The 15,937-nt window shown below is 72.1% G+C and carries 11 protein-coding genes and 3 pseudogenes; 8 read left to right on the forward strand and 6 right to left on the reverse strand.

Annotated features, from left to right (window positions below; all coding sequences use genetic code 11):
* The first annotated feature begins 2 nt into the window (after window positions 1–2).
* The 3 genes and pseudogenes from ACLQ2N_RS07450 to ACLQ2N_RS07460 all read left to right on the forward strand — a co-directional run.
* On the forward strand, window positions 3–1,250 hold the full coding sequence (locus tag ACLQ2N_RS07450; RefSeq protein ID WP_425810334.1) for a sensor histidine kinase: 1,248 nt from the start codon (window positions 3–5) through the stop codon (window positions 1,248–1,250).
* Complete coding sequence (locus ACLQ2N_RS07455) at window positions 1,247–1,930, forward strand: response regulator (RefSeq protein WP_164402583.1); 684 nt, start codon at window positions 1,247–1,249, stop codon at window positions 1,928–1,930. The genes ACLQ2N_RS07450 and ACLQ2N_RS07455 overlap by 4 nt, the downstream gene beginning before the upstream one ends.
* Window positions 1,931–2,081: 151 nt before the next feature.
* A pseudogene (locus tag ACLQ2N_RS07460) lies at window positions 2,082–2,442 on the forward strand (alpha/beta hydrolase); the annotation flags it as partial.
* Between the two features lie 10 nt (window positions 2,443–2,452).
* On the opposite strand, the pseudogene ACLQ2N_RS07465 reads toward ACLQ2N_RS07460, so the two are convergent.
* Window positions 2,453–3,938: pseudogene (locus ACLQ2N_RS07465) on the reverse strand (NF041680 family putative transposase).
* Window positions 3,939–4,560: 622 nt separating this feature from the next.
* On the opposite strand from ACLQ2N_RS07465, the pseudogene ACLQ2N_RS07470 reads away from it, so the two are divergent.
* Window positions 4,561–5,184: pseudogene (locus tag ACLQ2N_RS07470) on the forward strand (alpha/beta hydrolase); the annotation flags it as partial.
* Here ACLQ2N_RS07470 and ACLQ2N_RS07475 read toward each other — a convergent pair.
* The 3 genes from ACLQ2N_RS07475 to ACLQ2N_RS07485 form a co-directional block, all read right to left on the reverse strand.
* The gene (locus ACLQ2N_RS07475; protein WP_425810336.1) at window positions 5,178–5,618 is read right to left on the reverse strand and encodes a VOC family protein; all 441 of its coding nucleotides are present in this window, start codon (window positions 5,616–5,618) and stop codon (window positions 5,178–5,180) included. The pseudogene ACLQ2N_RS07470 and the gene ACLQ2N_RS07475 overlap by 7 nt on opposite strands.
* 109 nt (window positions 5,619–5,727) lie before the next feature.
* On the reverse strand, window positions 5,728–6,744 hold the full coding sequence (locus ACLQ2N_RS07480; protein WP_425810338.1) for an aldo/keto reductase: 1,017 nt from the start codon (window positions 6,742–6,744) through the stop codon (window positions 5,728–5,730).
* A complete protein-coding gene (locus ACLQ2N_RS07485) occupies window positions 6,744–7,205 on the reverse strand; it encodes a MerR family transcriptional regulator (RefSeq protein WP_425810340.1) in 462 nt (153 codons plus the stop codon). Before ACLQ2N_RS07485 ends, ACLQ2N_RS07480 begins: the two co-directional genes overlap by 1 nt.
* 91 nt (window positions 7,206–7,296) lie before the next feature.
* Between ACLQ2N_RS07485 and ACLQ2N_RS07490 the strand changes: the two genes are divergently transcribed.
* Entirely contained in the window at window positions 7,297–8,112 is an 816-nt protein-coding gene (locus ACLQ2N_RS07490; protein ID WP_425810342.1) for a serine hydrolase domain-containing protein, read from the forward strand.
* A 102-nt stretch (window positions 8,113–8,214) separates the two neighbouring features.
* Window positions 8,215–11,937, forward strand: coding sequence for a S8 family peptidase (locus ACLQ2N_RS07495; RefSeq protein ID WP_425810344.1), 3,723 nt, complete (start codon window positions 8,215–8,217; stop codon window positions 11,935–11,937).
* A gap of 44 nt (window positions 11,938–11,981) precedes the next feature.
* On the opposite strand, the gene ACLQ2N_RS07500 is transcribed toward ACLQ2N_RS07495, so the two are convergent.
* Window positions 11,982–14,060 carry an alkaline phosphatase family protein gene (locus ACLQ2N_RS07500; RefSeq protein WP_425810346.1) on the reverse strand — a complete coding sequence of 693 codons (2,079 nt, stop codon included), beginning with the start codon at window positions 14,058–14,060 and terminating at the stop codon, window positions 11,982–11,984.
* Window positions 14,061–14,309: 249 nt separating this feature from the next.
* Between ACLQ2N_RS07500 and ACLQ2N_RS07505 the strand changes: the two genes are divergently transcribed.
* A complete protein-coding gene (locus tag ACLQ2N_RS07505; protein ID WP_425810348.1) occupies window positions 14,310–14,891 on the forward strand; it encodes a GNAT family N-acetyltransferase in 582 nt (193 codons plus the stop codon).
* Between the two features lie 104 nt (window positions 14,892–14,995).
* Window positions 14,996–15,187 (forward strand): hypothetical protein, encoded by a 192-nt coding sequence (locus tag ACLQ2N_RS07510; protein ID WP_425810350.1) that lies wholly within the window; start codon window positions 14,996–14,998, stop codon window positions 15,185–15,187.
* Window positions 15,188–15,212: 25 nt separating this feature from the next.
* Here ACLQ2N_RS07510 and ACLQ2N_RS07515 read toward each other — a convergent pair whose 3' ends face one another.
* Window positions 15,213–15,869 carry a pirin family protein gene (locus tag ACLQ2N_RS07515; protein WP_425810352.1) on the reverse strand — a complete coding sequence of 219 codons (657 nt, stop codon included), beginning with the start codon at window positions 15,867–15,869 and terminating at the stop codon, window positions 15,213–15,215.
* Window positions 15,870–15,937: the final 68 nt, after the last annotated feature.

The raw sequence follows: 15,937 nt of genomic DNA on the forward strand, positions 1-15,937 counted from the left end.
GGATGACCGAGCCGACACCCGCTTCCGCCCCCGCGCGCACCACTGGTTCCCGGCGGTGGACGAGCTTCCTGCCGCAGGCCGCCGCCGTGGTCCTGACGGTGCTCTTCCTCCCTGTCACCCTGGCCAATCTCCTCAATCAGTACGGGCTCGGCGGCGTGGCCGCCACCACCCTCGCCGTCACCCAGGCCGGGCCTCTGCTGCTGATGGCGCACCGCCCTCTGTGGGCCTGGTGGATCGTCTTCCCGGCGGACGTCGCGGGTGCGCTGGTGCTCCTGGGGCAGCCGGCCCGCGCGTACGACGTGTGGCCGTGGCCGCCCGCGCCCCTCGTCGCCTCTCTCTTCCTGCTCCTCGCACTGGCCCTGCGCAGGTCCCGGCGGGTTCTCGTCGCCGTCTGGCTGGCGACCGGGGCGGCGAGCCTCATCCTCCATCTGGTCCGCCCGGACCGGAGCGACGGCACCGCGCTGCTGCTGCCCCTGTGCGCGGCCGTGGTGCTGGTGATCGGCGCGGCGGTACGGGAACGACGCGTCGCACAGCGCCGGCTCGCCGAGCAGGAGACCGTCAGCGAGGCGGAGCGCGCCCGGCGGACGCTGCTGGAGGAACGGGCCAGGATCGCCCGGGAGCTGCACGACGTGGTCGCCCACCACATGTCCGTGATCACCGTCCAGGCGGACTCCGCGCCCTACCGGCTGCCGGAACTGTCGGACGAGGCACGCGAGGAGTTCGGGACGATCGCGGCGAGCGCCCGGGAGTCGCTGGCCGAGATGCGGCGGCTGCTCGTGGTGCTGCGGGGTGACGGCGCGGAGGGCGAGCGGTCCCCGCAGCCGGGGATCGACCGCTTGCAGCAGTTGGTGGAGTCGACGGTACGGACGGGGCTTCCCGCAGAACTGTCCCTGGCCACCGATCTGGGTGACGTACCGCCGGTCGTTGACTTGTCTGCGTACCGGATCGTGCAAGAGGCGCTGGCGAACGTCATACGGCACGCACCGGGTGCCCGCACCCGGGTCTCGGTCGCCCCGGAGGAGGGGCAGTTGACGGTGCTGGTCGTCAACGGCCCACCGGGGCGGCCCGTTTCGCCGCTGGAGACGGCGGGAACGGGCCATGGTCTGGTGGGGATGCGGGAGCGCGTACGGTTGACGGGCGGCTCGCTGGACGCCGGGCCGCTGCCGGACGGGGGGTTCCGGGTCGCCGCGCGGCTGCCGCTGTCCCCGGCCGGGCCCGACGACGCCCCCCTGAGTCCGGAGGAACCGTGACCATCCGTGTGATCATCGTCGACGACCAGGCCATGGTGCGGGCCGGTTTCGCGGCCCTGCTGGCGGCCCAGGCGGACATCGACGTGGTCGGTGAGGCGCCGGACGGGCGCCAGGGCATCGAGGTCAGCCGCCGTGTCCACCCGGACGTGGTCCTGATGGACGTCCGGATGCCCGAGATGGACGGCCTCGCGGCGGCCCGCGCACTCCTCGACCCGCCGCCGGGCGTGGTCCATGTGCCCAGGGTGCTGATGCTGACCACGTTCGACGTGGACGACTACGTGTACGAGGCGCTGCGGGCCGGGGCGTCCGGCTTCCTGCTGAAGGACGCGCCCCCGGCGGACCTGATCGCGGCGGTCCGGGTGGTGGCGGCCGGCGACGCGCTGCTCGCGCCCTCCGTGACGCGCCGTCTGATCGCCGACTTCGCGAAGCAGGGGCCTTCGGCGGCGTCCCGGGGCGGGGCGACGCTGCGCCTCAACGGGCTGACGCCGCGTGAGACGGAGGTCCTGGAGCTCATCGCGCGCGGCCTGTCGAACCAGGAGATCGCCGGGAAGCTGGTGCTCGCCGAACAGACGGTGAAGACGCACATCGGCCGCGTCCTGGCGAAGCTGTCCCTGCGCGACCGGGCGCAGGCGGTGATCTTCGCGTACGAGGCGGGGCTCGTCGTCCCCGGCTCCGCCTGACGCACCCTGTCAGACCCCCTACCCGGGTACCACACGGCGGTTGGCTCCCCGGTGTGACGCCCGCGCACCCACCGCGTTCCTACCTTCCTCCCGTCGCGCCGAACGGCGTGCGGGGACCGGCTGGTTCGGCCGGAGAGGGAGGGCGGGGCGGATGAGGCGTTACGCGAGGACCCTGGTCACGGCCGCGCCGGCGGTCACCGCGGTGTCGGGGACGGCGGGCTGGGTGTCGGGCAACGCCCAGCAGGCGGTCACGGGTCCGCCGCCGGGCACGGCCTCCTGGCGGGCCGACCACACGCTGGGCCGCGAACTGCCCGACCCGGAGGAGGATCCACCCGCCGACGTCGCCGCGTTCTTCGCGGGGTTGAGCGAGGCCCAACGACAGGCCCTGGCCGCAAGGCATCCGCTCGTCGTCGGCAACCTCGACGGCGCCCCCGTGGAACCCCGCCCGCCGCTTCCTGGCGTTCGACCCGCGCGGCCGGGGGCAGGTCGCGGAGATCTTCGGCGACCTAGCTTGTTCTTTATCTACCAAGATCTTCCGGGCTTGCCGATGGCCTTGAGGGTCTCGGGGCGCTTGACGGTTTTGCCGACGTCGTAGCGGGGTGCCCGGTGTCTGTTCTTGACGCCGGGCGGCCGTCCGGGGCCGGCGCCTCGGGGTTTGGGTACACGGGCCGGGCAGGCGAGGTGAGCGCGGATGTTCCGAAACCCCCGGCGGACCCGGGCCGGAGTGAGCCGGCCGGAGGCGGCGGGCTTCTCCCAGGGCCGGCGGAGGTCGGTAGCCAGCGGCCGGGCGAGCCGGAGCTGGGTGTGGGCGACGATCACGATCCAGGTCCAGCGGTCCGCGGCTTCGGGAGTACGGACTTTCGGAGTGGTCCAGCCGAGGGTCTGCTTCGCGAACCGGAAGGTGTGCTCCAGATCGAAGCGGCGGAGAAATGCCTGCCAGAAGCGGTCCACATCGTCCGGGGTGGCACCGGTCTCGGATGACCACAGCCACACCGGCGGGGCCTCCCGGTCCTTCGACAAGTACTCGACCTTCAACCGCATCAACGTCCCCTCAACCACCGGACGTTCACCGTCGTGGTCGAGCCAGGAGGAGCGGTGCGTGAGCCGGGGATGGGCCCGGTCCCACGCCTGGGCCTCGGCCTTGCCGTGGTTGGTGGTGCTGGTGACCGTGGTGATCGCGGGCTCGGGCCAGGTCTCCGGCTTGGTGAAGCGGAACTCCGGTCCGTGCTTGGGCGGCCGGCCGTTGACACCGGGCATACGCGGCGGCTTCGGCAACCGCATCACACGGTCAGAGCGAACCCGGCCTACCAGCTCGACCGGCAGGTCGCGCAGGACCCAGGCCAGGCGGGTGACGTCGTAGCCGGCATCGCTCACGACCACGATGTGCGGGTCCCCGTCCTACCACTGACCAGCGGCGATGAGCCGCTCAACCACTCCTCTCAGCTGGGCGGCGGTGACCGCGGTCGCGTCGTCGGCGGGTCCCAGCCGGACTGAGTCCAAGACCGCGGTCCAGGATGTGGCACCCGGCTCCAGCACGGCGACGAAGGAGTAGGGCCAACCGGGATGAACTGCGAGGCCGTCTTCGCACGTCCGTAGACGTGGCAGAACAATCGCTCCGCCGAGCACGCGCGTCCGACCGCAACCACGGCGACACATCGACCGCCAGGACCAGGCGCCCGCCATCGAACCGCGGCAGCGACAGTCCGGCCAGCACGGCCCGCAGCCGGCCGACGTCGATCCGGCCGTTGTTCAGGCCGCCGTACATCGCTCCGTGCCCACGACGATGCTCAGGCAGCAGCGTCAGGTCCACCGGGGACCTCACCGCACCGTCCGCACACAGTACGGCGTCGGCCAGTTCGAACAACTCATCCCGCCGGGCGGTCAGACACTCGCAGAACTCGCCCCGGAAGCGTGACGCTTCCGCGAACGCTTCCCTGGGGACAGCTTCAGGCAGCAGACTCACCTCACGGTCTTCGTCGTGGTCCCGTGCACCTTGGTCGGAGCACATGATCAGACGAAGGCCGCCTCCACGTCCGGTGAATCCCCAGGCGAGCGAATCCGTTCGAGGGACCGTTCGAGGTCGTGGCACCATGTACGGCATGACGACCAACCGAAAGGTCCATGCCGCGTAGACGGCCAGGACGCATCCGGGCCAGCATCCCGGACCGACAGCAGTCACAGCACTCAAGGACGGCCATCGACCGCCTCTCCTCGCGAGCGTTGTCCGAGATAGTTCGCCTTGAACGCACTCGGAACTATCTCCAGCCGGGTGACACCAGCGCGGCATTGCGCCTGTGGAAGGACTACGTCCATCGCCCTGCACGCGAACTCGGGCACGACGACGAGTTCGGCAACGTGCACTGGTACTGCTGCGGCAACCCTCTCGATGGCCGTTCCCTACTCGACGGCGTGATCCAAGCAATGTCACCTCTCGGAGCCCGCGAACTCCGAAAGATCATCGAAGATCTGGACTCCTCCATGGGCCCGTCTTACCCGGCCACAGACCACCGAAGATAAAGAACAAGCCTAGGGGCGTGTTTCGAAAGTCCCGCCTGTCCGGCGACGCCTGGCACGCACGCTCGCCGCACCTGACGCCGCTCCTTACCGGGCCAACCTTGGCTGACGCGGCACTGGTGACCGCCCGGCGGGTGTCCGTGGTGGTGCCCGGATCCGGCATCGACGCCGGCACGTTCGACCGTACGGCCGATGTCTACGGCACCCCGGCCGACATGGCCAGGTCGCTGTACGCCCGTACGGGGCCGGGCACCGCCGTGATCGCCTGGGCCGGGTACACCACACCGGTGGGCCTCGGGCTCGACGCGGCGCGGGGGACGCTGGCGGAGGTCGGCTCCGCGCGGCTGGCCCGGTTCACGGACGGGCTGAGGGCCGCCGGGGCGCCCGTCGCCACGGTGTTCTGCCACAGCTACGGCTCGGTCGTCTGCGGCCTGGCCGCGCACCGGCTGCGCGTCGCCGACCTGGTGGTCCTCGGCTCACCCGGGATGCGCGCGGACAGCGTGGCGGGTCTGCGCACCGGGGCGCGGGTGTGGGCGGCGAAGGACCCCGGCGACTGGATCGACAAGGTTCCGCACGTCCAGTTCGCCGGGCTCGGCCACGGCGTGGACCCCGCCTCGCCGGGGTTCGGCGCCCGCCGGGTGCCCGCGGACGACGCGGAGGGGCACACGGGCTGCTTCGCGCCGGGAACGGAGTCGTTGCGCATGTTCGCGGCGATCGCGACGGGTTCGTACGCCTACTGACCCAGCTGCTCCGCCAGGCCGACGATGACGCCGTCCGGGCCGCGCAGGTAGCAGAGCAGGTAGCTGTCCTCGAACCGGGCGATGGAGCCGACGAGTTCGCCGCCGAGAGGGCGCAGCCGGGCGACGGTGTCCTCGATGTCGTCGACGGCGAACATGACGCGGTGCGTGCCGAGCACGTTGTGCGGCCGGTCGCGCGGGGCGTCGATCAGCGCGGGGCTGAGGTACTTCGCCAGCTCCAGGCGGCTGTGCCCGTCCGGGGTCCGGAGCATGGCGATCTCGCAGTGGGTGCCGTCCAGGCCGGTGCACCGGTCGGCGAAGCCGCCCTGGACCTCGCCCTTGCCCTCCAGCTCCATGCCGAGCTCCTGGAAGAACGCGACGGCCGCGTCCAGGTCCTCGACCACGATGCCGACGTTGTCCATCCGCTGGATCGCCATGCTGTTGCCTCCTCCGTCGCTTCTCCGTAGGGCCTGTCCGGCCATTCCCGTCGTCCGCCCGGAGGGCGGACGGGAACGGCCGGACAGGCCCTGGGGACGCTACCCCTCCCTACTCGCGAGCGAGGGAGGTCAGGCTCATGTCCTGGTAACGATCCCCCGCGACCTGTCCGGCGATCGGCTCGAGGAGGGTCAGCTCGTCGTCGGTGAGCGTGAGGCGGGTCGCACCCACGTTCTCCAGGAGGCGGTGGCTCTTGCGGGTGCCCGGGATGGGGACCACGCCGATGCCGTGCACCTGGGCGCGTTGCTGCACCCAGGCGAGCGCGACCTGCCCGGCGGTCGCCCCGCGGCCGGCGGCGATCTTGCGGACGGGCTCCAGGAGCGCCGCGTTGGTCTTCGCGTTCTCGCCGGTCATGCGGGGCTGCGAGGCGCGGAAGTCGCCCGGGGCCAGCTCCTTGCCCGCGTCCGCGAAGGACCCGGTGAGGAAGCCCCGGCCCAGCGGCGAGTACGGCACGACCGTGACGCCCAGTTCGGCGGCGGCGGCGAGCGCGCTGCGCTCCACGTCCCTGCTGAAGAGGGACCACTCGGACTGGAGGGCGGCGATCGGGTGCACGGCGTGCGCCTCGCGCAGTTCGGCGCCGGTGACCTCGCTGAGCCCGAGCTGCTTGACCTTGCCCTCCCGGACCAGCTCGGCCATGGCGCCGACGGACTCCGCGAACGGGACGGCGGGGTCGTGGCGGTGCATGTAGTAGAGGTCGATCACGTCGGTGTCCAGGCGGCGCAGACTCGCCTCGACGGCCTTGCGGATGTACGCGGGGCTGTTGTTGACCCCCCGGTAGCCGGGGTCGTCGTCGCGCCGCTCGATGCCGAATTTGGTGGCGAGGGTGATCTCGTCGCGGTGGGCCCCGACGAACGGCGCGAGGAAGGTCTCGTTGGCTCCGCTGCCGTAGATGTCGGCGGTGTCGAAGAGGGTGACGCCCGCGGCCAGCGCCGTTTCCAGCGTCTCGCGGGCCGACACCTCGTCGGTGTCGCCGTAGAACTCGCTGATGCCCATGCAGCCGAGGCCCTGGACCCCGACCTGAGGGCCGCCGCGGCCGAGTTCCACGGTGGCGATCTTGTTGTCGGTCATCAGGCACCGGGCCCTTCCGGCGCCCTACGGGCGCCCGCATAGAAGTCGATCTTGTAGTCCAGTACGGCCAGGGTGTCCTGGAGCTCCGCGATCCGCGTCCGCACGTCGCGGCGGGTCGCCTCCAGCAGTTCCTGCCGTTCCTCGAAGGTGTGGTCGCCCTCGCGTATGAGCTCGGCGTACCGGACCATGTGCGCGACCGGCATCCCGGTCAGCCGCAGCTTGGTGACGAAGGCGAGCCAGTCGAGGTCCCGGTTGCTGAAGCGGCGCTGACCGGTGTGCGACCGGTCGACGTGCGGCATGAGCCCGATCCGCTCGTACCAGCGCAGGGTGTGGGCGGTCAGGCCGGTGAACGCCGCGACCTCGCTGATCGTGTAGCGGTCCTGCCCCTCGGGGCGCGGGTGCGCCGAGGGGGCGGAGGCGCAGATATCGGCCGGGGTCGAAGTGGTCTCCATCACCGTCATGCCTCCACGCTATGACGTTGGAGTGCACTCGAAGCAAGCGCGACCGGGTGCGGTTTCCCACAGGTGGAACCTGGAATCTACTCTCGTACGCATGCAGAGCCTGGCGATGATCGAGAACTGGCCCGTCCCCACCGCCGCGGCGGCCGTCGTACGAGCGGACGGCACGGTCGTCGGTACGCACGGCCCGACCGCGCACCGCTTCCCGCTCGCCTCCGTCACCAAACCGCTCGCGGCCTACGCGGCGCTGGTGGCGTACGAGGAGGGCGCCGTGGAACTGGACGAACCGGCGGGCCCCGAGGGCTCGACCGTGGGCCACCTCCTCGCCCACACCAGCGGGCTCGCGTTCGACGAGCACCGGGTGATGGCCCCGCCCGGCAACCGGCGCCTCTACTCCAACGCGGGCTTCGAGGTGCTGGGCGACCACATCGCGAAGGCCACCGACATCCCGTTTCCGGAGTACGTGCGACAGGCGGTCCTGGAACCGCTCGGGATGACCGCGACCACCCTGGACGGCTCCCCCGCCAAGGACGGCGTCTCCACGGTCGCCGACCTCGCGCGCTTCGCCGCCGAGGTGCAGGCCCCCCGCCTCCTCGACCCGCGCACCGTGCTCGCCGCGCAGACCGTCGTCCACCCGGGCCTGAAGGGCGTCCTCCCCGGCTACGGCCACCAGAACCCCAACGACTGGGGCCTCGGCTTCGAGATCCGCGACTCCAAGTCCCCGCACTGGACCGGCACCGCCTCCTCCCCCGCGACCTTCGGCCACTTCGGGCAGTCGGGCACGTTCCTCTGGGTCGACCCGGCGGCGGGCGCGGCCTGCGTCGCGCTCACCGACCGGGCCTTCGGTCCGTGGGCGGTCGAGGTGTGGCCGCCGTTCACCGACGCGGTGCTGGCGGAGCTGGCGGGCTGACCGGGGGCGGCACGCGCCGTCTCGTTGACGAGCTCACGACATGACGCGGTTCCGCCAGCGGGACCGCGATTGCGGGGGTCTCCGGGGGCGCAGACCCCCTCCATGACACGACCAGGACACAGACTCCGGTATCTCCCGGCGGCGACCGCGACCGCGCTCGCGCTCAGCGGCGCGCTGCTGGCCTCCCCGCCCGCCTCCGCGCTCGGCACGGCGACGGCGGGCCCGGCGGCGGCCGGGCAGGCCGCCCACGACATCACCCTGGTCACCGGGGACGTGGTCCATTACACGGACCGGCCCGGTGACCAGGACGACGTCACCGTCGACCGGGCCCCGGGCGCCCACGGCGGCGTGAGCGTGCAGAGCTACGGCCACCACACCTATGTGATCCCGACCGAGGCGATGGGGCTCATCGCTTCCGGGAAGCTGGACGCGAAGCTGTTCGACATCACCGGTCTGGTGGCCATGGGCTACGACGACGCCCGCTCCGGCGGCATCCCCGTGATCGCCACCGCGCCCGGGGGCCGTGCGGCCGAGCCGCCCGCCGCGCCGGACGGGACCTCGAAAGTGCGCAGGTTCGACGCGGTGGACGCCACGGCGATGAAGGCCGACGCCGGGCACGGGCGCGCGTTCTGGAAGGACATCGCCCCGGCCGCCCCGGCGAAGGCGCGCGGGTTCGTCGCGGGCAGCGGCATCGGCAAGCTGTGGCTCGACGCCAAGGTGGAGGCGGCGCTCAGCGACTCGGTCGCCCAGGTGCGCGCCCCGGAGGCATGGGCGAAGGGTTTCGACGGGACGGGCAGCAAGGTGGCCGTCCTCGACACCGGGATCGACGCCACCCACCCGGACCTCAAGGACGCGATCGCCGCCGAGAAGAGTTTCGTACCGGGCGAGACGGCCGACGACCGGCACGGCCACGGTACGCATGTGGCGTCCACGATCGCGGGCTCGGGCGCCGCGTCCGGAGGCAAGGAGAAGGGCGTCGCTCCGGGCGCGAAGCTGTACATCGGCAAGGTGCTGTCCAACGCGGGCGAAGGCGCCCAGTCGGGCATCCTCGCCGGGATGGAGTGGGCGAAGGAGCAGGGCGTCGACGTGGTGTCGATGAGTCTGGGCACCGACAGCGCGTCCGATGGGACGGACCCGCTCTCGCAGGCCATCGACCGGCTGTCCGCCGACGGCGGCCCGCTGTTCGTGGTCGCCGCCGGGAACAACCTCTCGGTGGGCTCGGTCGGTTCGCCGGGCGCCGCGGCCTCGGCGCTGACGGTGGGCGCGGTCGACGGGCGCGACGCCCGGGCGGGCTTCTCCAGCCAGGGGCCGGTGCCACGTTCCTACGCCATCAAGCCGGACATCTCCGCGCCGGGCGTGGACATCACCGCGGCGGCGGCGCACCCGGCGGCGGGTGCCTCGATGTACCAGTCGATGAGCGGTACGTCGATGGCCACGCCGCATGTGGCGGGCGGTGCCGCGATCCTGCACCAGGCGCACCCGGACTGGGACGCTGACCGGGTCAAGAACGCGTTGATGTCCACGTCGAAGAAGCTCAACGGCCTGACCCCCTATCAGCAGGGAACCGGCCGCATGGACGTGACCGCGGCCGTGGAGTCCACGATCGTGGCGCCCGGGTCCGTGCCCGCCGCGGCCTTCACGTGGCCGAACGCGGACGCGGCGCCGGCGGACCGGACGATCACGTACCGCAACACCGGTACCGCCGATGTCACCCTGGACCTGAAGACGGACACCACCGGCCCGACAGTGTCGCTGTCCGCGCCATCGGTGACCGTCCCGGCGGGCGGCACCGCCGGCGTCACGCTGCGGCTCGACCCCACGGGCCTGCCCGTGTCCACGCCGGCGAACCTGCTGTCCGGCCTGGTCACCGCAGTGGACCACGCGACCGGCGAGGCCGCCGCGCATACCGCGTACGCCCTGTTCAAGGAGCCCGAGGCGTACGACTACACGATCGAGCTGACCGGCCGGGACGGGAAGCCCGCCACCGGCACGGTCGCGCTGACCTTCCCGGGCAGCCCCGCGCCCGGTTTCGTGGAGGTCTACGGGCGGACGACGCTGCGTCTCCCGGCACGCACCTACAGCGCGTTCGGCTTCCTCGACGTGAACGGCGACGATCCGGACGCCCTCGGCATGGCGGTGCTCGTCGCCCCGGACGTCGCTGTCGGCCCCGGCCACAGCGACGCGACGGCGCGCCTCGACGCCACGAAGGCCCACCGGGTGAGCGCCGTCGCGCCGCGCGAGACGGAGAACGGGCAGATGGTCGTCCAGTACCGGCGCAGCCTCGCCGGCGGGGGCGCCATCGGTTCGGCGTTCGTCCTCGACAGGACCTATACGGAGCTGTACGTCTCACCCACCCCGCAGGCCGAGGGCGGCGTCCAGGACCTCCTGGTCCACTGGCAGTTGCGGCAGAAGTTCCTCGATGCCTCGACGCTCACCGGCCACACGGTCGAGCTCACCGGGCAGGACGGCACCGCCCACCACGACGGTCACCGGCTGCTGCGGACCGTCTACGCGGGCGCCGGCACCCCGGCCGACTACGCCCGGCTGCACGCGAAGGGCCGTGCGGTGATCGTGGACCGCGGCACGTCGAGCCCCGACGAGCGGGCGCGGGCCGCCGCAGACGCGGGCGCCGCCATGCTCATCACCGTGGACGACCAGCTGGGGCGGCTGTACGAGACGTACGGTGACAACCACGGTCTGACGCTCGCCAGTACGGGCGGCACGGACGGGGCGCGCCTGATCAAGGAGGCGAAGACCGGCTTCGGCGTCCTGAGCCTGGACGAGCACCGCTACCCGGAGTATCAGTACGACCTGCTCCAGTACCGGAAGGGCTCGATCCCGGACCAGGACCTCGTCTACCGCCCCGGCACCGCCCGGCTCGCCCGCGTGGACACGGCGTTCTACGCGCTCCGCAAGGAGTCGGGGACCCGCGAGGGCCTCGGCCACCGCCTCTTCTCCCCGGCCTGGGGCCAGGGCGTCGGCGGTACGCAGAAGGAGGGCTACCCGGCCACGCGCACCGATTACGTCACGCCCGCGCCCACCGGGCTCGGCGTGTGGAACGAGGATCACCGGTTCACGCTGAGCGCGCTCGGCGCCGACTCCGTCCTGGAGGTCGCCCCGGGGCAGACGTACACCGCGGGCAAGCGCCACCACGGTGACTGGTTCAAGCCGGTCAACGCGCCCCGCTTCGGCGAGGGTCTGTGGCGGCCGGCCCGCACCAGCAACGGGATCTCCTGGAGCGTGCCGGCCTGGTCCGGCGGCTCGGACGGACACATCGCACGGTCGCCCGGCGGCACCGCGGCCTCCGAACTCCGGCAGGGTGACACGGTGGTGGCCAAGGGCGCCTACGCGGGCTACTCCAGCGGTCTGAAGCCGGCCGAGCAGGAGTACACGCTCTCGCTCAAGGCGGACCGGGACAACGGCACCTGGGCCGGTTCCACCGCCACCGACACCACCTGGACGTTCCGCTCGGCGGCCCCGCCGCAGGGCACGCCCAAGCAGGAGATCCCGGTCCTCGACCTCGGCTACGACGTCGACACCGACCTGCGCGGGCAGGTCCGCGCGGGCAGCCGGGTGGATCTGGGGCTCAGCTCATCCAGCTACACCAGCGGTGTCACCGCCACCGGGGCCGCGCTCCAGGTGTCGTACGACGACGGCAGGACGTGGCAGCCGGTCACGCTGGAGCGGTCGGACGACGGGAAGTGGCGCACGGCCCTCTCCACCCCGCGCCGCCCGGGCGGCTGGGTTTCCTTGCGGGCCACCGCGCAGGGGCCGGACGGCCTGAAGGTCACCCAGGACGTCATCCGGGCGTTCGGCCTGAAGTAGCCCGTGGCGGGGCGGGTCCGGACCGGTCCGGACCCGCCCCGTCCTCAGCGGTCGTTCACCGTCGCCACCCGGCCCGCGTACCGCTGGGTCCAGCCGGTGCCGGTGTCGGCGGTGAGCACCACGTCGTAGTAGCCGTGCTCGGTGGGCCACTCCACGACCGCGGAGTGGCCGCCGGGGACGGTGACCTTACGGGTGCCGCCCGCGTAGTCGTTGGCCTCCAGGGTGTACCGGACGGGGTGGCGGCCGTCGTTGTGCAGGCCCAGGCGGACCACCGGGCGCCTGCCCCGGACCAGCCGGGCCTCGACCCGCGGAAGGCCGATGCGGCGGGTGCTCGCGTCCTCGGGGACGACCTGCCCGGCGAAGGAGCGCAGGAACCCGTCGGGGCCGTACACCGAGAAGGCGTACCTGCCGTCGGTCGCGGTCGTGTCCCAGGTGTACGAGCGCGGGGCCGCCGCGCTCACCGTGTGCGGGATGTTCTCGAACGGGAGGTACCGGTCGGGGAAGACCTGGAGGCTCACGGCCTTGCCCTCCGGACCGCCGGTCAGCGTCATGGTGGCGGTCACCGTGCCGGCGGCCCGGTCCTCGGTGAGCACGGCATGCGGGTGGAAGGAGAGTCCGCGCGGCTCCATCCGGTCGCGGGGCGGCTTCGGCGGGGTGCCGGTGACCGGATCGGCGATGACGACCGGGCCGGGGCGCGGGTGCGCGAAGTCGATCGCGCTGGTCAGGTCGCCGGCGATGGAGCGGCGCCACGGGGTGATGTTCGGGCAGGTGAACGGCTTGCCCAGGTGCGCGGCCCAGGTCTCCAGGAACTTCACGGTCGAGGTGTGGTCGAAGACCTCCGAGGCGACGTAGCCGCCGCGCGTCCACGGTGAGACCAGCAGCATCGGAACGCGGGGCCCGAATCCGTAGGGGGTGGTGCCGGAGTACTCGCCGGGGGTGCCCGCCTCCGGACGCGGCGGCAGGACGTGGTCGAACTTCCCGTCGTTCTCGTCGTACGTGATGATCACGAGGGTGTGGTTCCAGATGTCCTCGTTGCTCTGGAGCGTCTTGAGCACCTTGTTCATGTACCGCTCGCCGTGCACCGTGTCGAAGCCCGGGTGCTCGCTCCACGCCGCGGGCATGACCACCCAGGACACCTCGGGCAGCGGGTGCTCGGCGCCCGGCTCGCAGGCGGCGATCAGGTCGCGCAGGACGGCGTCCAGGTTGGCCTCGGAGTCGTCGTTGGGCGTGGTGGCGCCCGCGTAGACGAAGGAGTTGGCCTTCCAGACCCTGCCGGTGCCCGGTTCGAGCTCGGCCGGGTCGGCGGTGCGGGGGTCGAAGGCGGCGAAGCTGTTGGTGACGTTGCAGCCGTACTCGCCGACGTATCCGCTCTGGAGGCTCTTGCCGACGCCGTTGCCGCTGTTGTCGGAGTAGACCCGCCAGTTGATGCCGGCCTGCTGGAGCTGTTCGGGGACGGTGGTCCAGCGGCGGGTGTAGTTGTTCTGCCCGGCGTTGCCGGTCTCGCCGCCGGCCGTGCCGCTCATCAGGTAGTAGCGGTTGGGGATCGTGGGTCCGTGCAGCGAGCAGAAGTTCATGTCGCAGACGGTGTACTGGGAGGCGAGCGAGTACATCCACGGCATGTAGTCGGGCGTGTAGTACCACATGCAGTGGTCGCCCTTGTCCTGCACCCAGGTGTCCCAGCGCCCGCCGTTGGCACCGTAGAAGTTGTGCTTGTCGCTCCAGGTGGCGGTCGAGACGGCGGGTGTCACGATAGCGCCGGTGGCATCACGCTGCTGGAAGACGGTAGTGCCGTCCTGGAACGTCAGGACCTGCTTGTCGTCGTGGCCGCGCACCCCCTTCAGCTGGCCGAGGTAGTGGTCGAAGGAACGGTTCTCCTGCATGAGGATCACCACGTGCCTCAGGTCGGAGATATCGCCCTTGAATCCTCTGGGCAGGCGGTATTCGGCCGCCTCGGCCTGTGCGCCGCCGAGCGCCTCGGCCACCGGCCCCGCGGCGAGGGCGCCGAGCGACACGGCGGCCGTCCGCAGCATCCCGCGGCGGCTGATGCGCATCTCGTCGGTGAGCTTGCCGGTGTCATCGGCTTCGGTGTCCGCACACGGGATCTCGCTGATCTGAAGGGTCATCGGGGCACCTCTGGGGGAGAGTGGTTCACAAGGGGGAGGAACGTCTGCGCGCCTGCGAAAACTAGGCCGCCGGTGCGAACGGCGGGCGAACCGGGGACGTATTCCTGAGGCACCGGCAGATTTACATGGGCACGCCACGCAGTCGAGATCCCGCACGGTGATAGCCGAAAGTCGTGCCCCATTGGCCGGTCCGCCGGTCTTGCCGGGACGCTGGCCGCCGGTCACGGACGGCCGCTACGCTCCCCGCCCATGACCGACGACATAGTCCGTGCCACCGGGTCCGACGTCCCCGCGCTCGCGGGCGTGCTGGCCAGCGCGTACGCCGAGGACCCGGTCTGGTCCTGGCTGATGCCCCGCGACCGCGACCGGCGGCTGCGGCTGCTGTTCACCGCGCACCTGGCGCAGCAGATCCCGGCGGGCCGGGTGTGGACGGACGAGGATCGCACGGTGGCGGCCGTCTGGGCGGAACCCGGCGCCTGGAAGCTCCCGGCGGCCTACCTGCTGCGCAACGCGGGCACGCTGCTCCGGGCGGGGCGGGCGCAACTCCCCCGTACGGCCGGGCGCTTGCTCGCCCTGGAGCACCGGCATCCGGCCCGCCCCGCGCACTGGTACGTCGAATACATCGGCACCCACGCCGACGCACGCGGTACGGGACGCGGCTCGGTGGTCCTCGGCGGCCTGCTGGAACGGGCGGACGCGGACGGCCGCCCGGTCTTCCTGGAGTCGAGCAACAGCCGCAACCTCACCTTCTACCGCCGCCACGGCTTCGAGGTCCGCGAGGAGATGACGTTCCGCTCGGGGCCGCCGATGTGGTCGATGTGGCGGCGGTAGCCCGCCCCCGCCATCGGATCTCCGTCACCCATCGTGTTTACGGGGCCGGTTTCCGGTTACGACAAGTAGTGACAGACCATCAGTACCCGACGGAAGGCAGGAACATGAACGCCCTCATCGTGCTGATCCTCGTCGCGGTCCTCGCCCCGCTCGCCTTCGTGGCCCTGGCCCCGAAGGTGCCCGCGCGGCGCAACGCGTTTCCCGGCCGGAGCAGCGGCCGAAGCCGCCGGCGTCCGGCGGCGGTGCGGCTGAGTGAGATCCCGCGCCAGCAGGCCGGCCGGCACCACGCCCGCTGACGCGGGCCGGTGGCCGGGGTGCCGGTCAGTCGCACAGCTCCCAGACCAGCACCTCGGCCGCGTCCGCCGCGACCAGTTCGAGGCCCCGTTCAGCGGTGACGCGGGCCGCGTCGCCCGCCCTCAGCTCCTCGGCGCCGATGCGTATCGTGCCGCACACCACGTGGACGTAGACCCGGGGGGCGTCGGGGACCTCCGCACGCCCGCCCTCCGGGAGACGGCGCACATGGAGCATGGCGCCCGCCTCGGGGAGGGCGTACGGGGTGGAGTCGGCGATGCCCGGGACGGTCGTGTACGAGGGCTCGCCGCCGGGCTCCAGGGGCGCGAGCCACATCTGAAGGAACGTCAGCGGGCTTTCACCGTCGTTGCGTTCGACGTGGCGGACGCCGGCAGCGGCGCTGAGGTGCTGGACGTCACCGGCCCGGACCACCGTGGCGTGACCGGCCGAGTCGCGGTGCGTCAGCTCGCCCTCGACGACCCAGGTGACGATCTCCGTATGGCTGTGCGGGTGCTCCTCGAAGCCCGCGCCGGGCGCGAGGCGCTCCTCGTTGCAGGCGAGGACCGGGCCGAAGCGGAGGTTGTCGGGGTCGTAGAAGGTGCCGAAGGAGAACGAGTGCCGGGAAGCGATACCGGCTGCCGCGTCCCCGCCCTCGAACCGGTCGCCCGCGCGGTGTACGGAAATCACCCGTCCACGGTAGCCCGCCGGCCCCCGCACGGCCCCGCCGGCGGTGGAACGGGTCCGCGGTCGCGCCC

Origin of the sequence: Streptomyces sp. DT224 (assembly GCF_049844595.1) — a bacterium.
Classification (GTDB): domain Bacteria; phylum Actinomycetota; class Actinomycetes; order Streptomycetales; family Streptomycetaceae; genus Streptomyces.